10 protein-coding genes are annotated in these 17,256 nt (G+C 69.2%); 4 read left to right on the forward strand and 6 right to left on the reverse strand.

Annotated elements, in window-relative coordinates:
- Window positions 1-26: 26 nt before the first annotated feature.
- Together ACXKZB_RS16975 and ACXKZB_RS16980 are read right to left on the reverse strand one after the other, a co-directional pair.
- Window positions 27-1,439 carry a hypothetical protein gene (locus ACXKZB_RS16975; protein ID WP_488823932.1) on the reverse strand — a complete coding sequence of 471 codons (1,413 nt, stop codon included), beginning with the start codon at window positions 1,437-1,439 and terminating at the stop codon, window positions 27-29.
- Window positions 1,436-4,192 (reverse strand): hypothetical protein, encoded by a 2,757-nt coding sequence (locus ACXKZB_RS16980; protein ID WP_488823933.1) that lies wholly within the window; start codon window positions 4,190-4,192, stop codon window positions 1,436-1,438. Before ACXKZB_RS16980 ends, ACXKZB_RS16975 begins: the two co-directional genes overlap by 4 nt.
- A 252-nt stretch (window positions 4,193-4,444) precedes the next feature.
- Here ACXKZB_RS16980 and ACXKZB_RS16985 point away from each other — a divergent pair, with 252 nt between their 5' ends.
- Window positions 4,445-5,038 (forward strand): hypothetical protein, encoded by a 594-nt coding sequence (locus ACXKZB_RS16985; RefSeq protein WP_488823934.1) that lies wholly within the window; start codon window positions 4,445-4,447, stop codon window positions 5,036-5,038.
- A gap of 163 nt (window positions 5,039-5,201) precedes the next feature.
- On the opposite strand, the gene ACXKZB_RS16990 is transcribed toward ACXKZB_RS16985, so the two are convergent.
- From ACXKZB_RS16990 to ACXKZB_RS17005, 4 genes are all read right to left on the reverse strand, one after another.
- Complete coding sequence (locus ACXKZB_RS16990; RefSeq protein ID WP_488823935.1) at window positions 5,202-5,399, reverse strand: hypothetical protein; 198 nt, start codon at window positions 5,397-5,399, stop codon at window positions 5,202-5,204.
- A gap of 349 nt (window positions 5,400-5,748) precedes the next feature.
- Window positions 5,749-6,129, reverse strand: coding sequence for a hypothetical protein (locus ACXKZB_RS16995; RefSeq protein ID WP_488823936.1), 381 nt, complete (start codon window positions 6,127-6,129; stop codon window positions 5,749-5,751).
- 448 nt (window positions 6,130-6,577) lie between these two features.
- Window positions 6,578-12,001 carry a DUF6531 domain-containing protein gene (locus tag ACXKZB_RS17000; RefSeq protein ID WP_488823937.1) on the reverse strand — a complete coding sequence of 1,808 codons (5,424 nt, stop codon included), beginning with the start codon at window positions 11,999-12,001 and terminating at the stop codon, window positions 6,578-6,580.
- 106 nt (window positions 12,002-12,107) lie between these two features.
- On the reverse strand, window positions 12,108-12,389 hold the full coding sequence (locus ACXKZB_RS17005; protein WP_027466625.1) for a hypothetical protein: 282 nt from the start codon (window positions 12,387-12,389) through the stop codon (window positions 12,108-12,110).
- Window positions 12,390-12,596: 207 nt separating this feature from the next.
- On the opposite strand from ACXKZB_RS17005, the gene ACXKZB_RS17010 reads away from it, so the two are divergent.
- The 3 genes from ACXKZB_RS17010 (at window position 12,597) to pstS (ending at window position 17,115) form a co-directional block, all read left to right on the forward strand.
- A complete protein-coding gene (locus tag ACXKZB_RS17010; protein WP_222658691.1) occupies window positions 12,597-14,762 on the forward strand; it encodes an RNA degradosome polyphosphate kinase in 2,166 nt (721 codons plus the stop codon).
- Window positions 14,759-15,706 carry an NUDIX hydrolase gene (locus ACXKZB_RS17015; RefSeq protein WP_123311949.1) on the forward strand — a complete coding sequence of 316 codons (948 nt, stop codon included), beginning with the start codon at window positions 14,759-14,761 and terminating at the stop codon, window positions 15,704-15,706. Before ACXKZB_RS17010 ends, ACXKZB_RS17015 begins: the two co-directional genes overlap by 4 nt.
- 305 nt (window positions 15,707-16,011) lie before the next feature.
- Window positions 16,012-17,115, forward strand: a complete 1,104-nt coding sequence (gene pstS / locus ACXKZB_RS17020; protein ID WP_123311947.1) for a phosphate ABC transporter substrate-binding protein PstS — start codon at window positions 16,012-16,014, stop codon at window positions 17,113-17,115.
- The last annotated feature ends 141 nt before the right edge of the window (window positions 17,116-17,256 follow it).

Consider the following 17,256-nt stretch of genomic DNA (forward strand, 5'->3'; position numbering starts at 1 on the left):
CTCTTCCGGGTCGGTGCGTGGGTGGGTCAGTCCGTGCTGGAGTCGTCGAACCAGACGAGCGACGCGGTCTGGGCAGCGTCGGTTCCGCTCCCGGTGCCGTCGCCGGACGCGGTGCTGGCCGGACGGAGACCGAGCTGCTGTGCCGACGCCGCGAGCACTGTCGCGTGTGCGCCGAGTGCCTGCTGCTTCGTGAAGTCGAGCGCCGGACCGGCGATGCCCGCATCGGCGTCGATGTCGAGCGCAGCGAGGGCGTCGGTGACGTCCGCCGGCTCGATGCTCCGCGCCGTGCCGACGGCGCGGACCAGGGCGATGACGGCGTCGTGGCTACGCGAGTCCGCTGCGCCCGCGACCGCCGAGAACGGCTGGTCACCGGTCAGGTTCTCGGCGTCCTGGTCGCCGGCGAGCACCCGGACTCCGCCGAGGAAGGCGGACATCGCGCGGCCCCCGGCGTCGGAGGCGAGCGCGCGGGCGTCGTCGGTGGCGACACCGACGGTCCGGAAGGAACCGCTCAGGCTTCCGCCGGCCTCGACGAGTGCGGCGCCGAACGCCGGGCTCGTCGCATCCGGCGTGAGGACGACCGGCACCGTGACGTTCTCGGCCTGGAGCGCGGCGACGAAGGCGCCCTGGCGTTCCGCGGAGCCGCTGACGACGACGGCGTCGGAGTCAGGCGTCGGGGTCTTCGCGTCGGCGTCGGCATCTGCGTCCGCGTCTTGCTCGTTGCTCGTCGCGCCGGTGCGCTCGGCGATGGTCGTGGCGAGCGCTGCGGTGTCCGCGGTGTCGTCACCGTCCAGGACGTGCGCCACCCGCAGGCCCGCCGGAGCACCGCCGCCCAGGTCGACCAGCAGTGGAGCGTCGGCGTCGCCGAGTGCCGTCGTCATCGCCTTGCTGATCGAGTCAGCGGCCGGCGCCGTCGACCAGGAGTCCTTCTCCGCCGGTGCGTAGGGCAGGACGACCGGGATCCCCTTCGCCGCAGCTGCCGTGAGGGCGCCGGACACGTGGCTGCCCGACGAGGCGACGACGATGCCCGCGACGCCGCTCTTCGCCAGGGCGTCGACCGCGGCCGTGCCCCCGGCCGCGGTCCCGCCGTCGTTCTTCGTGACGAGCGCGACGTCGGTGCCACCGAGTGCGAGCCGACGCTCCGCCACCAGCGCGCCCTGCGCCGCTTCGTTCCACTCGGACCCCTCGCCGTCTCCGAGCGTGACGATGATGCCGATCTTCGTCTTCGCCGGGACGTGTGCCACCGTGATCTTCACCGGCACGGTCGCCGACACCGCTTCGGCCGGGGTGCTGCTGCCGAACGCCCGGGACGTCAGGACGGCGACGACGATCGCGGCCACGAGGAGCACCGCGATGCCGACGAAGAGCAGCGGACGGCGGCTGCGCGGACGCGTTCCGTCAGCGCCCTCGGTCGCAGTTGCTTCGGTCGTCTGGTCACTCATCGGTCGGCCCCGATCCGGAAGGTGTACAGCGTGGTCGACGTCGCGCTGGCCGGGACCTTCAGCTGGAACGCTGGCAGCGTCGTCGCCGCATCGAGCGATGCACGGAACTGCTCCTGCTGGAGCAGGATGCCGGCGACGTCCTCGGCGCGGACGTTCGCGTAGCCCGCGGCGTTCTGCGACGCCAGGGCGAGCTGGTAGTCGGCGGAGTCGGACTTCGCCGCGCTCGTGGCCATGGCGCCGAGGATGCCGGAGCCGTTGACCTTGCGGTCGCCCAGGTCGAGCATCACGCGGTTGAGGTCGCCGGTCAGCAGCGTCGAGGCACCCTGCACGTCGCGCGTCGAGGCGCTCGTGCTGGCCGCGATGCGCTCGAGGCTGGACGCCGTCTGCCGGTCGACCGCGGAGGAGAGCTCCGAACCCTCTTGCTCGAGCGTGCTCTTCTGCTCGTCGATCGTGCCCTTCGAGTCCTTCGTGACCTCGTCAGCGGTGGACTGCAGGCCCGAGATCGACTTGTCGAAGGCGTCGCGGACGGCTTGGTTGCTCTCGGAGGCCGTGGTCGAGACCTTCCGCACCTGTGCGTCGATGGCCTTCTTGAAGGTCTCCGACGACTGGTCGGAGGCGTCCTCGAAGGTCTTCTGGACCTCCGCAGCGAGGTCGATCTGCGTCTGGCGGACGGTCCCGAGCTGTGTGGCGATGACCGTCTGCGACCGGTCGGCGTCCGAGACCGCTGCGCGAAGGCGCTCGATCGTGGAACCCACGTCGTCGCTCCCACCACGGACGGCATCACGGACAGCGCGGATGCTGTCGTCGAGCTCGGTCAGATCGGTCCGCAGGCCGGCGACCGCGCTGCCGATGGACCCCTCGGTCGTCGCGTCGGCACTGGTCGAGTCGACGACTTCCTGCCAGCGCGCCGTCTGGTCGTCCAGTCGTTCGTCCATCGGGTCGGTGAACCCGAGGCCGGGCTGGAGCACGGTTCCCTCGGGCGCACCGGCGCAGGGCTCGGCCGTCAGGTAGCCGCGGAGGCGATCAGCATCGGCCTGGTCGAGCTGTCCGAGCGTCGCGAGGGCGCAGAGCTGGTCCGCGACCGCCGAGTTCTGACGCTGCATCGACAGCGGGAACCCTGCACCGTCGACCAGGTCACGTGCTGCCTCGGCACGGTCGTGCGTGGTCTGCACGGCCGTCGCCAGTGCGTCGATTCGCGTGCCGATCTGGTCCGCGCTCGTCGACAGCGCGCGCAGTGCGTCACCGGTGCCGCCGTCCCCACCGTTCTCGTACTCGTCCAGTGCGTCGGAGATGCGGGTGAGCTGCGTGTCAAGGTCGGCAGCGCTCGCGATCGCGGCGTCCACCGTCTCCGGCTGCAGCCGCGCGGCGAGTGCCTGCCCGGTGCTCACCAGGCCGATCAGCGAACCGTTGATCGCGGTGGACGACTCGTAGAGCGTGCAGGTCAGCGAGTCTCGCGCGTCCGTCGCGGCGCAGGTCGTCGCGTCCGGGGCCTTGGGGCCGACGGCAGCGGCGAGCTGCGCACTCACCTGCTGCTTGCACGCCTCGCTCGCATCGGCGTAGCCCTTGAGCTGCGACGAGACACTGAGCAGGTTGCCGTAGACGCTGCCGCCCGCGGTCGAGGTCTTGGGCGTCGCCGCGCATCCGTTCCCGTCGAGGACCGGAGCGGGCGCCGTCGCCGAGGTGTCGCCGAGCAGGCCGTCGAGACTCGTGGTGGTCTGCTGGAGCTGCTGCAGCACGGTGGACTGTGTCGCCTTGACGGTCGTGCTGAGATCGCCGTTCAGGGAACCGAGCTCGCCGGACAGGGACCGCATGGTGCCTGCCAGGGACGAGCTGCTCTCCTTGAGTCGCTCGGCCGTGCTGACGCCGAGGGTCTTCGACGTGGTCTCGAGGTTCGACCGGACCTCGGTGATCGTGCCGCCCGCTCGTGCGAGCACCTCGTTCACCTGCGAGATGAGGTCGATGGTGCGGCGCTGGAGCGCGAGTTCGGAGTCACTGTCGGACCCGAACGCCGCGTTCACCACGCCGGTCGAGGACAGGTCCGTGGACAGCCCGGGCTGCGCGGCGACGTCGAACGTGGGCGCCGTGAAGTCCTTGACGTCGGCGACGAGGTGCAGCGTGCTGCTCGCGCCGGACGTCGGCGGTGCCAGCAAGCGGCCCCACTGGACGACCGCGTCGCCGTCCTCGTTGGTGCTGACGACGCCGTCGGTGGACGAACCGGAGTCGGCGGCATCCGTGACGATGCGGTCGGCCGCGGTGCCGGTGAGGACGGTCGAAGCGGCGACGCTGAAGGGCGCGCCCACGAGCGCCGGCGTCGAGCGGGAGGTGCCGGCGACGTCGTAGGTCAGGTTCTTCGACGTGACCGTGAGGTTCTCGATCGTCAGGTCGATCGCGATCCTGCCCGAGTACCCGTCGAAGTCGGCGAGGTCGGTACCGGTCTTCTTCGACGTCGAGTACTGCGTCGTGATGCGGAGCGGGAGGTCACCAGCCGCCTTCGCGGGGTCGTGGTCGGTCGTCGCCGACGAGGAGTCCTTGCCCGCGACGGAGATCGCGGTGTCGGAGATCGACGTGATCGAGCCGTCCGCGGCCAGACGCGTGTCGACCGTCTGCAGGATCCGCGACGGGTCAGCCACCGGCTTGTCGTCGGACGTGCACCCGGCGAGCACCAGCGCGGCGACACCGGTGACGGCGACCGCCCCCACGAGTCGGCGACTGGTGCTTCGTGCTCCGGTGTTCCCGGCACGCTGGTTGATCACGGTCTTCCCCCCAAGAGAATCGTCGAGCACATCGATGCTAGTTGCTCGATGACGTCGGGTCCGCGTGGATCGGCCGCCCTGGCCGCCCCCGTTCGGGCCACAGACCCCGACTGGCATACAACGTATCGCATCCGGAGCGTCGAGCGGTCGCTGTCCACAACCGCGCTGGTACTCTCCACGCATGATCCAGGGGGACCAGGGCTTCGGGCCCATCGAACGACGACGTCCGCACGCACGACCGGGGACAGATCGGTGACGCTCAACCTCTCGCCGGTCCTCATCGCGCTGATCGCGATGATCGCGATCCCGGCCGCCGTCAGCGCGCTCGTCCGCCGGAGCGATCGCAAGCGACCACCGTCCACCGTCGTCGGCGACGAGGCGTACGGCGTGCTCTTCACCGTCCGCGCACGCCGGTGGAACTACCTCCTGCTCCGCATCATCGGGATCGTGTTCATCGTCGCGGGAGGGTTCTTCTTCCTCGCCACGCTCACGCTGCTCGACGACCCTGACGCGATCGGGATGCTCATCACTGCTGTCGCCATGGTGCTGTTCGGGATCCTGTTCGTCTACCTCGGCGTCGGGCAGAAGCGCCGTCGTGTCGAGGCGTACGACTCCCAGCTGGTGGTCACCCCGATGTTCCGCGCAGCACGGACCGTCGACCCGACGGCGATCAAGCACATCCGTCCCACCACCAACCGGTTCGGCGGCCTGGACATCAAGGTGAACGGGCAGCGCGGCGTCATCAGCGTCATCTCCATCGATGCGGCCTACCCGGAACTGTGCGCATGGCTCGAGCAGCGTGCGCCGGCGCAGTGGAACGACTTCGTGCGGGTCTTCGGGCGCTGACCGCGCGCCGCATGTGGAATCGCAGACATGACGGCACAGATTGGATCTGCTCACTACCGCGTGTCGTACACGCGGCGAGAGGGCTCGGTCGCGCCAAGAACCATCGCTCCACCCTCGCGCGCAAGAGCAGCACTCCGCCCTTCATCCGCCAACCGTCTCCATGCTATGCGGGCACCTCTGCGTAGCGGTAGATCGTCGGGACCACTTTCACGACCTTGAGCATTTTCCGTAGCTTGAACGAGCCAGCGCCAAGTTCGAAACGGTATTCGGCACCCGCATTCACTGCGGACGCTACATCGTTCATGTTCGAGCGATCCCCACCAACCCAAAGCAGATTCCCACAGTCGGTGTCGAAGTTCACTTGGGGCTGCGAACCACCCCTCGACGAATGAACTTCCGCAGCAACAGACCGGACGCGACAGACAACGTTCACGCGGTGCTCATCGTCATACTGCCCTAATACCCACGGGCCGACACCGAACGCCAGGACAGGGACCACCACGACACCCGTGAGAACGACGATCGCGCTAGCGCGGTCACGAAGAACACGACCACGGGTACTTCTTATGTGCCTTGCGGTCCGTCGGCCATATCGCTTGCTGCGTTCTACACGTCGATGGTGCCGCACGATCGCTCCATTGAAAGACGGTTCAAGTCTCGTCGGCAGCCGCGCTCATCGGCTCGCCGCTCGCCGGCGCACTGGTCAGTTTCTAGTCATGCTTTCCGATGGCTTCGAACCAGTCCACAAAGGATTCTTTGGAGGAACTCGTCAGTGCGGCGACAGGGTCCGTGGACTCAGATTCTTCGACGAGGACAATCGAGTCACCATCAATGCCCTCCATCACGGGCGCTGCCGCAGACTTCGGATCGGCACCCTCTGGCCAACAGAGATACAGGAGGGGCTCTTCGGTCACCGACTCGACCACGAGGCGCTTCTTCGCCAGGAGGGCCACGATGTCAGAGACGGCAAATGAAGCGGCTCCCGCTGCGCAGGTGATCTCGATGACAGGCCTGCTCTTCCCGCGATTCGTGGAGATCACCGACACTTCCGCTTGAACACTCTCAGCACTCCACACCGGAGCGTTCGGCACGTCGACCTCCGAACGCTTTGCTCTTCCAAACACAACACATCCCCGTTCTGTGGACCCGGTCAAACGGCGCGTTTCGTAGGGTCAGCGAAGGCCCGGTACCGCAAATGCGAGCCGATGCAAGCTGCCGCAAAACTCGCAAGCACGAAAGGAGGGACGGCGAACATCCAGCCACCTCCGAGTCGTGTGAGCACCAACAGCCCTACGAACAACGCAACGATCATGATGCGCGTGCCCGACGAAACCGGCCGGAGCCGCAGGCTCAGACCGCCACCGATTGACCCAGCGACGCCGCCCACGATCGAGTACGGCGTTGCTGCGAGAGCATGATCGCCCGCGATTGCGATGGGGAAGATGATTCCGAACGAGCCGAGGACCACGGCAGCAATGAGGACGCCACGGTGCTGTCCAACGCCCCCCGCGTTCGGTTCCTGTGCTCTCGATCGGCCGCTCACGGAAGTCCAAGGTACTCTGCCGCATTGCGAACGCCGTCGGTGCCCACGCCGACCGCTGCACCGACTCCAGCCGAGTCCCAAAGCCGCGTGGCGTTGGCGCCAGACCCGAAGACACCGCCCGCTGTACTGGGGTTGAAGCGTCCGAATTGGTTGAGCGTGGACGACTGGCTGGGTCCACCCGGGAGGAAGGTGCCTCCGGCGCCTACTGCGCCGTTCCACAGCAGGTCGAATCCGGACGTTTCCTTGCCGCTGACCTTGTCCCCGACCCACCCCCCGAGCATGCTGCCACCGCTACCGACACCGGCGGTCCAAGCCCGCGCGACACCCGAGTTGGCAAGGTTTCCGCCCATCTTCGCCAAGGTGCCCCCCGCCGGACCAGCCAAGCCTCCGACGCTGCTCGAGAGGCCTCCTCCGACCATGCTCCCAGCGAGGCCTTGCAGGGAGAAGTCCTTCTGATGGGACATCGAGTACGAGAAGCCCGAACCTGCGCTACCAACAGCCCCGTTGACGGAGGCGTTCGCCAAGACCGCTCTCCCGACACGGCCGGCACTCGCGGCTGTCTGAGCCACTCGCGCCCCCGCTGCCACACCCGCACCTCCGAGAGCGCCTGTCACACCCCCGATGACTGTGTCGACTCCAACAGCGCCCCAATCAACCTTTCCGTCCTTCCCGCGATTCGACTTGATGGACATACCCCCGGCAAGCGCCGCGCCGCCACCGGCCATCACGGCAATGGCCACCAACGGACCCAGCGGTGTGCACATCGCCAGGACAGTTGCGGCGATCCCGACGCCGATGGCGATGTTGGAGATGAGCTCCGAGTGCTCGTCAGCCCAGTCACGCACGTTGGCGATCGCACCCTGGTTCGCATCCCGGTACGCCTGCAAGTCCTTGTCCGTCGCCGGCCGCAACCCGAGCGGGTCGACAGCCTGCAACGGATCGTTGCCGGCGTACGAGTACGGGTTCCCCGACCACGCCGCACCCAGGATCGGCGCGAGTGGATCGACCGACAGGAAGCCCCGCGCCGCAGGGTCGTACACACGTGCGCCGAGCCACTCCAACCCGGCGACGGCCACACCGCCCGAGCCGGTCAGTGACACTCCCGCCGGCAGCCCCATGTCCGTGACTGCAGCGAGCGCCGCCCACGGATCCGCAGCATCGGTGGCGCGCGCGCTGCGCCACGCGGGCTGCGTGACAGCATCGCCGATCGCGGTGACACCACCGGGCAAGTCGAGCAGCGAGGTGTCGGCGATGCTGATCAGCGACGGCACGACCGCGGCGGAGTCCCACCACGCGGCGACCCCACCCACCTCAGCGAGCTCACCGAGCGCGTCGACCCAGACGTCGAGCCGACCGGTCTCGGCGTACGAGGCGTCGCGGTCGACGACGGCAGCGAGGTACCCCAGGTCGGACCACGCGTACTCGGTGGTGGATCCGTCAGCGGCGGTCCGTCGGATGCGTCGACCGAGACCGTCGTGGACGTACTCGATCCGGCCGGCTTCGGTGGTCGTCGCGACCAGCTGTCCGGCAGCGTCGTACTCGTGGCACGTCTCGACACCGCGGACGGTCTCGGCGACGAGTCGCCCACCGTCGTCGTAGGCCCACGTCGAGTCCCCGGCGCGCACGAGCTGGCCGGCAGCGTCGTACTCGTACGACACCGTTCCGGACGGGCCGTCGATCGCGGTGATCCGCGCGTCGGCATCGCGCTCGATCCGCGTGCTGGTGGCACCGTCGAGCGTGGTCGAGGTGTGCGCGACCAGCGCGCCTCCCTCGTACGACCACGACTGCACCAGGTCGCCCGTGGCCGCCTGGACGATCCGCCCCGAGGCGTCGTAGGAGAACGTGTCGGCAGCGGTGCCGTCACGGTCCACCCCGACGACCCGGCCGACGGCGTCGCGACGGTAGGTGGTGCGGGTCCCGTTCGGGTCGACCCGAGCGGTGCGGTTGCCGTCGGCGTCGTACTCCCACGCTACGGATTGGTCGCCCCGGGCTCGGCGGACGAGCAGGCCACGGCGGTCGTGCTGGAGCTCGTGCTCGATCGTCCGGCCTGCCCCACGGGTGTGGTCCGACACGACGACCGTTCGGTGGACGGCATCGCGGGTGATCTCCGACTGCACGGCACCGTCGACGAGCACGGCCCGCTGGCGGCCGGCTGCGTCGTACGTCCACTCGGTGGTGCGGCCGTCGGGATCGGTCTGGCGGATCTGGCGCCCGGCCGGGTCGTAGGCCGCCGTGGTCGTCCGTCCGAGCGGATCGGTGACGGCGACCACGTGGTCGGCGGCGTCGTACTCTCGTCGAGTGGTCCCGCCGGCAGGGTCGGTGATCGTCACAAGGCGCCCGCGCTCGTCGTACTCGAACGAGGTGACCCCGTCGAGACCGTCGACGACCTGGATCAGCTGGCCCGCGGGGTCGTAGCGGAACCGACGACGGCCGAAGCGTGCGTCGTGGCTGGAGACGAGCCTCCCGGCCTGGTCGTAGCGGAACCGCGCGGTGCCGGAACCCGGAGTCGTCTGCATGACCACGCGCCCGACGGCGTCGTACGTGATCTCCTCGACCTCGCCGGTGGGCAGGGTCCGGGCCACGACACGCGAGTCCGCGTCGTAGGTGAGCGTCGTCTGCGCCCCCGCGGCGTCGGTGGCCGCGGCCGGACGCCCGCAGGCGTCGTACTCGTACGTGGAGCGCGCGCCCGAGGGGGCGACCAGCGCTACGACGCGACCGGCGAGGTCGCGCTCGAGTCGGGTCAGTTCGCCTTCGCCGTCGACGAGTTCGACGGGGCGACCGGCGGCGTCGTAGGTGATGAATTCGGAACCGGTCTCGTCAGACGTGGACTCGACGGATCGGCCGTACTCGTCGAACCGGACGGTCGCGGTGTCGAAGGCGTCGCGCAGCGTCGCGACGCCTGTCGCGACGTCGTCCGAGAACTCCTGACGGACGCCCGTCGGGTCGACGGTCGCCTTCAGCTCGCCGACGACGTCGTACTCACGACGCCAGGTCGCGCCGGCGGGGTCGGTGACGGCCTGGAGGCGCGACAAGGCGTCGTGCGCGAACGTCCAGACCGCGCCGCCCGGCAATGCGAGCTCCGCCAGGTTCCCCTGGTCGTCGAACGTCCGCGAGACACGCCGACCCAGCGGGTCGGTGGTCGTCGCGAGCTCGCCGTTCGGGGCGTAGTCGAACGTGGTGCGTGCTCCGAGTGGGTCCACGACCGCTGCGATGCGTGAGCCGGCGCCGTACTCGAAGCGCCAGACGGCTCCGTCGGCGTCACGCCGTTCGACGAGGAGCCCCGCTGCGTCGTAGCGGTACTCGCTCCGGGCGCCGGACGGGCTGACAGCGGCGACCGGGCGACCGGCGGCGTCGCGCTCGATCCGAGCGGTGGCGCCGACGGCGTTCGTGGTCGCGACGAGCTCGCCGAACGTGTCGTGGTCGAAGGTCAGGACCACGCCGGTCGGGTCGACGACGTGGGTGAGCGCGCCGTCTCGCCAGGTCAGCTCGGTCCGGCCGCCGACTGGGTCGGTGATCACCGACGGGTCGCGGTCGTCGCCCACGTACTCGTAGGAGACGACGGCGCCGGCCTCGGTGACGACGGTCGTGACGCGGTCCTGCTCGTCGTACCCGTAGGTCAGGTCACCACCGGACGGCGTGACGGTGCGGGTCTTCCGGCCGCGGTCGTCGTACGCGTGCACGGTGACGGACCCGTCGCGCTCGGTCGCCGACACCAGGTTGCCGTGCCGGTCGTAGCTCATCGACTGGCGGCGGTCGTCGGAGTCGATGACCCCGACGAGACGCCCCTTGGCGTCGGCGATGTAGGAGTTCGACCGCGAGCCGTCGTGGTCCGACACCACCGTGACACGACCGGGCAGGTAGGCGAAGCGCACGGTGCGGCCGTGCGGGCTGACCTGCTCGACGACGCGGCGCTGGTCGTCGTAGGTGTTGTCGACCTCGACGACACCGGCCGCGCTGGTGACCGTCGTGATCAGGTCGTCGTCGTTCCAGCCGTAGGTCCGGGTGCCGACGGCGTCGGTCACCGTGACGAGGCGGCCCCGGTCGTCGTACCCGTACTCGACCCTGCGGCCGTCGGACGTGCGGAGCACCGCGACCCGGCCGTCGACGTGGTCGACGTCGATCGAGCGGCCTCGCTCGTGCACCAGGCGGACGACGACGTCGTCGCTGTTCCGTTCGATGCGGACCGCTGTGCCGGCTCCGCCGCGCTGTCCGAGCCACTGCCCCGACGGCGAGAAGTCGATGCGCTCGCCCTGGTTGTCGCGGACGACGAGCCGGTCGCCCTCGACCGAGAGCCAGCGGTTCTCGCCCACGCCGCGCGCCCAGCCCTCGCCGTCGCGCGGGAACCGGACCTGGCGGCCGTCGGCACCGACGAAGGACGCGCCCTCGTCGTCGATGAGCAACCGGGTCTCGAGGATCGACGCCCACCCCGGACCGAAGAGCCCGACGTGCTGGTCCAGCGAGTTGTACATGCGCGTGACCTGTAGCGCCGCCGATGCGCCGGCGAACCCGAGGTCGAGCTCCGGTTCGAGGAAGTTGCCCGTCGTGGTGTTGACCGGGTCCATCGAGTAGCCGGTCGTCGGCTGGGCCCCGTAGGCGGATGGCGGATCGAACTGCAGGTCGGTGCGGGACTGTGAGACCCCCGCGGCAGCCAGAGCTGCAGCGAGCGCGGCATCCGAGACCGTGGAGACGGCGCCTTCACCGCCGGCAGCAGCGAACGCGTCGGCGATGGTGTTCGCCCACGTGACGTCCTGGCCGTTGGCGGTGATCCACTGCTCGAAGGCGTTCACCAGGCTCGTCGCGTCGATGTGCCCCCAGGAGCACTTCGACGCGAAGTCGGTGAGCTTGCCGCGCAAACCGGCCGGCTTGCCGTCGAGGGACTGGTTCAGCGTCGACGACCCGGTGGCGAACGAGCGGAGGTCGGCGGGCTTGGCGGACGACGTTCCACCGCCGCCCCCGCCACCGGACCCGGGGTTCGGCGTCTGGCGCGGAGTGCTCGGTCCGGTCGCCTGGTCGAAGGTCGGTGCGTCCTCGTGGTGGACGGTGGGCGGCACGGGAGCCCCGGCGACCTTGTCGTGCACCCACTCGAAGAAGTTCCGGTCGCCGTACTCCGCTTCCCAGTCGCGGGCTTCCTTGCGACGGGCGTTCTCCCGCTCGGCGGCGGCCTTCATCTTGTCGACCCACCCCGCGACGGTGCGGAGGTTCGCGGCGATCGTCGAACCGTCGGACGCTGCCGTCGACGCGTTCTCCGCGAAGAGCTCGGAGAAGTGCCCCCGGAACTCCTGCGACGCGGTGGTGACGTAGGACTGCCGTGAGCCGGCCTGTCCCTCGATCGACTCGGCCGCGCCGTTCAGTGCCGTGCTGAGTGCGTCGGCCGTGGCGTTGTCGAACTCGACCGGATCGTTGCCGTGCAGGTCAGCCATGGTTCATCCCCCGAAGTCGTACTGGTCGTGCTGGTCACGCGGCCCCACCGACCGCGAACGCCCGGACCGCCGCGAGCGCGACGGTCCGGGCGGAACGAGTGGCTGCTTACGCGCCGCCACCCGCGGTGAAGATGTCCTGCGAGATCTTGTCGAGCTGCGTGCGGAGCTGCTCGAGCTCGGTCTTCGCCTTGTCGAGGGCGGCCTTGGTCTCCGGCCAGGTCGACCCACGGAACGTCGCCGCGAGCGGGCCGTCCCAGACGTTCGAGTCGGACAGGATCCGGCCCTGGGCGTCGAGCTGCGAGATCTGGTCGGTGAAACCACCGTTGATGATCGACTGGACCTGACGGATGGCGGTCTTGGCCTGCTCGGTCGAAAGGACACGCGACATGATGAACCTCTTTCATTCGTAGCTGCACCCCCGCGCAGTGGAATCCCCCCGGAGGCTCTGACGGGACCCACCATACCCACAAACCGACGCAGATGTCACCGTTCGTATATCGTGACCGTTCCTTCACAAACAGTCCGTTCACCGCGGGTTTCCACAGCGTCCACCGGAGCCCCTCCGGCCGTGGTGCCCTGGTGGCAGGATGTGGACATGGACACCGAACCGCAGCTCGACGGCGAATCCGTCGCACCCGACCTCGACGACTTCGACGAGGTCGTCGAGATCGAGCACGAGTCGCTGCCGTCGGACCGCTACTTCGACCGTGAGCTCAGCTGGTTGCGCTTCAACCAGCGGGTGCTCGAACTGGGCGAGGACCGCACGCAGCCCCTGCTCGAGCGTGCGAACTTCCTGGCGATCTTCGCGTCCAACCTCGACGAGTTCTTCATGGTCCGGGTCGCCGGCCTGAAGCGCCGCATCGACACCGGCATCGCCGTCCCGACCAACGTCGGCCGTGCACCGAGCGACGTCCTGCGCGACATCGCGAAGAAGGCCCACGAACTGCAGGACCGGCACGCCCAGGCGTTCATCGGCTCGCTCAAGCCCGACCTCGACGCTGCCGGCATCCACATCGAGCACTGGTCCGACCTGGACGAGGCCGACCGGCTGCGGATGCGCGAGTACTTCAACGAGCAGATCTTCCCGGTCCTCATGCCCCTGGCGGTCGACCCAGCGCACCCGTTCCCCTACATCTCCGGGCTCTCGCTCAACCTGGCGGTCCGGGTCCGCAACCCGAAGTCGCAGCGGCAGGAGTTCGCGCGCCTGAAGGTGCCGCAGAACTTCTCCCGCTTCATCAAACTGCCGGACGACAACTCCGGGCGGATGCGGTTCATCCCCCTCGAAGACCTCATCGCGAACCACCTCGACGACCTGTTCCCGGGGATGGAGGTGCTCGAGCACCACGTGTTCCGGGTCACCCGCAACGAGGACGTCGAGATCGAGGAGGACGAGGCCGAGAACCTCATCCAGGCCCTCGAGCGCGAACTGCTGCGTCGCCGGTTCGGTCCGCCCATCCGCCTCGAGATCACCGAGGACATGGACCCGGTGACCCTCGACCTGCTCGTGCGCGAGCTCGACATCACCGAGCAGGAGGTCTTCCGGCTGCCGTCGCCGCTCGACCTCGGCGGCCTGTTCGAGATCTCGAAGATCAACCGTCCGGACCTGCACTACCCGAAGCACGTGCCGACGACCCCGGTGCAGTTCCAGCCGGGCGAACCGAACACGAAGCCCGACCTGTTCCGCGCGATCAAGGCGAACGACGTCCTCGTGCACCACCCGTACGAGTCCTTCGCGACGAGCGTGCAGGCGTTCCTCGAGCAGGCCGCGGCCGACCCGCACGTGCTCGCCATCAAGCAGACGCTGTACCGCACCTCTGGTGACAGCCCCATCGTCGAGGCCCTGATCGACGCCGCCGCCGCGGGCAAGCAGGTCCTGGCGCTCGTCGAGATCAAGGCGCGCTTCGACGAGCAGAACAACATCACGTGGGCCCGCAAGCTCGAGAAGGCCGGCGTGCACGTCGTCTACGGCCTGGTCGGGCTGAAGACGCACTCGAAGCTCGTGCTCGTCATCCGGCAAGAGGGCGGCACGCTCAAGCACTACAGCCACATCGGTACGGGCAACTACAACCCGAAGACCTCGCGCATCTACGAGGACATGGGCCTGTTCACCGCGGACGACACCGTGGGCAAGGACCTGACGCGCCTGTTCAACGAGCTGTCCGGCTACGCGATCGAGAAGAAGTTCAAGCGGCTGCTCGTGGCACCGCTGCACCTGCGCAAGGGGCTGCTCAAGCGCATCCAGACCGAGGCGGACAACGCGCGCGCCGGCAAGCCGTCCGGCATCCGGATCAAGGTCAACTCGATGGTCGACGAGCAGATCATCGATGCCCTCTACCTGGCCAGCCAGGCCGGTGTGCCGGTCGACGTCTGGGTGCGCGGCATCTGCTCGCTCAAGCCGGGGATGGAAGGGGTGAGCGACACCATCCGGGTGCGGAGCATCGTCGGCCGGTACCTCGAGCACTCCCGCGCGTTCGCGTTCCACAACGAGGGCGACCCGGCCGTGTTCATCGGCAGCGCCGACATGATGCACCGCAACCTCGACCGCCGGGTCGAGGCCCTCGTGCGGTTGACGGCGCCGGACCACATCAACGAGGTGCTCGAGATGTTCGACCTGGCGATGGCCGACACCGCGAGCTCGTGGCACCTCGAGTCCGACGGCGAGTGGACGCGGCACTCGACCGACGATGACGGTCGTCCGCTCGAAGACGTGCAGAATGTGACCATGCGGAAGATCTCGGCTCGGAAGCGCTCCACTCGGTGAGCGGCGGTCCCTCGGGCCCCGTCCTCGCCGCCGGCGCAGTCGTCTGGCGCGAACAGGACGGCACGCCCCTCGTGCTGCTCATCCACCGCGACCACCACAAGGACGTCTCCCTGCCCAAGGGCAAGGTCGACCCGGGTGAGGCCGTCCCGACCACCGCCGTGCGCGAGATCGACGAGGAGACGGGCTACCGCGTGCACCTCGGTGCCCCGCTCGGCACCGCCGAGTACGTGCTGCCGAACGGCCGCGACAAGGTCGTGCACTACTGGGCCGCGCGCGTCTCGGCGAAGGAGTACGCCCGTGCCGGCGACTTCACCCCGAACCACGAGGTCGCCGCACTCGAGTGGGTCACGATCGACGACGCCCGCAACCGCCTGACGTACGAGCGCGACGTGGCGATCCTCGACCGGTTCGCCGAGCGCGCCGCCGCGGGCCACCACCGCACGTTCGCCCTGATCGCGCTGCGGCACGCGAAGACCGTGCCCGGCTCCGACTGGAACGGCCCGGACGCCACCCGTCCGCTCCTGCCCGTCGGCCGCTCGCAGGCCAAGGCCGCAGCGTCGCCGGTCGCCGCGTTCGGTCCGAAGAAGATCGTGAGCAGCACGGCAGCACGGTGCCTCGCCACCGTCGAACCGCTGTCGGCCACCACGAAGCTCGGGGTCTCGAGCAGCTCCGACATCAGCCAGGACGCCCACGACCGCGGCGCCGCCGATGTCAAGGGCGTCGTCCGTCGGCGACTCGACAAGGGCAAGACCGCGGTGCTGTGCTCGCACGGGCCGGTGCTGCCGGACATCATCGCGCGGATCGCCACCGCGACCGCCGACGACTCCGGCCGGTTCGACCTGCGCCGTGCCGCGATGCTGTCGGTCGGCGACTTCTCGGTGATGCACATCGCCGGCGAGACCCTCGTCGCCGTCGAGACCCACCGCAACACGATCCCGGCGTAGCGACCACACGCCCTGCACCCGGCCGCGCGCCGGGCGTGCGCCGTGTCCGGGCACGTGATCCGGGCCTCCCGTCCAGCGCCCTGCAGAACATGCGTCTGCATCTTCCGCGCGCACGCACGACGTCCCGATCCTGCTCCTGGCGCGGCGGCGCCGCACGCCGCCCCGACCGGGACAACCCCTCGTTCACCTTCCGTTCACCAACGCGCGTGATCCCCGTCACCTCGCGTCCCTACAGTCGCTCCCGGGTCGGCACCGGCCCAGGGACCGCAGTGGTCCCACTGCACCCCATCCCCGAAGGGACCCCTGTGAACATCAAGCGAATCGGTTCGATCGCAGCAATCGCGATCGCCGGCGCAGTCGTGCTCTCCTCCTGCGCGGCGAACGAGGACGCGGGCAGCACCGAGTCCTCCTCCAGCAACAGCGACTACTCGAGCCTCTCCGGCACCCTGACCGGCTCCGGCTCGTCCGCCCAGCAGACCGCGCAGGCCACCTGGGCCGCCGGTTTCCAGGACCAGGCCTCGGGCGTCACGGTCAACTACTCGCCCGACGGTTCGGGCGCCGGTCGCAAGAACTTCATCGCGGGGGCCGCGGACTTCGCCGGCTCGGACGCGGCACTGAACGACGAGGAGCTCTCGGGCTCCTTCGACCTGTGCAAGGCCGACACCAAGGCCATCGACATCCCGGTCTACATCTCCCCGATCGCGATCGCCTACAAGGTCGACGGCGTCAGCGACCTGACCCTCGACGCCAAGACCATCGCGGGCATCTTCTCGGGCAAGATCACCAAGTGGAACGACTCGCAGATCGCCGACCTGAACGACGGCGTCGACCTGCCGGACGCGAACATCACGGTCGTCCACCGCTCCGACGACTCGGGCACCACGCAGAACTTCTCGGAGTACGTCTCCGCGAACGCCGGCGACGTCTGGACCGAAGAGCCGAGCCAGACCTTCCCGTACTCGGTCGGTGACAGCGCGAAGGGCACCTCCGGTGTCGCCTCCGCGATGGGCAGCGCCACCAACGCGATCACCTACATCGACGACTCCGGCGCGGGCGACCTCGACAAGGCGAAGCTGATGGTCGGCGACAAGGCCACCGAGATCTCGGCCGACGGCGCCGCGCAGGTCGTCGCCGACTCGAAGGTCGCCACCGGCCGCGAGGACAACGACCTCGCGATCGACATCGACCGCAAGGACACCGCTGACGGTGCCTGGCCGCTCGTCCTCGTCTCCTACGCCATCGCGTGCCAGGAGTACAAGGACTCCGACAAGGCCGACCTGGTCAAGGGCTTCCTGAGCTACGTCGTCACCGGCGACGCGCAGGACGCCGCGGCGAAGGAGGCCAAGTCGGCCGCCCTGTCGTCCGACCTGGCCGAGAAGGCCGCTGCCGCGGTCGACTCCATCAAGTAACACCCCCAAGCGCCCGGACGCCGGTCCCACCCACCTGACCGGCGTCCGGGCCCTTGCCCGTCGCGACGCGAGCAGCCCGGCCCGACAGCCAGCGCCCGTCCGACCGGCACCTCCGCAACACGTACGTCCCCCCGAACCCGT

The sequence above is a fragment of the Curtobacterium sp. ABR8 genome, assembly GCF_057812125.1.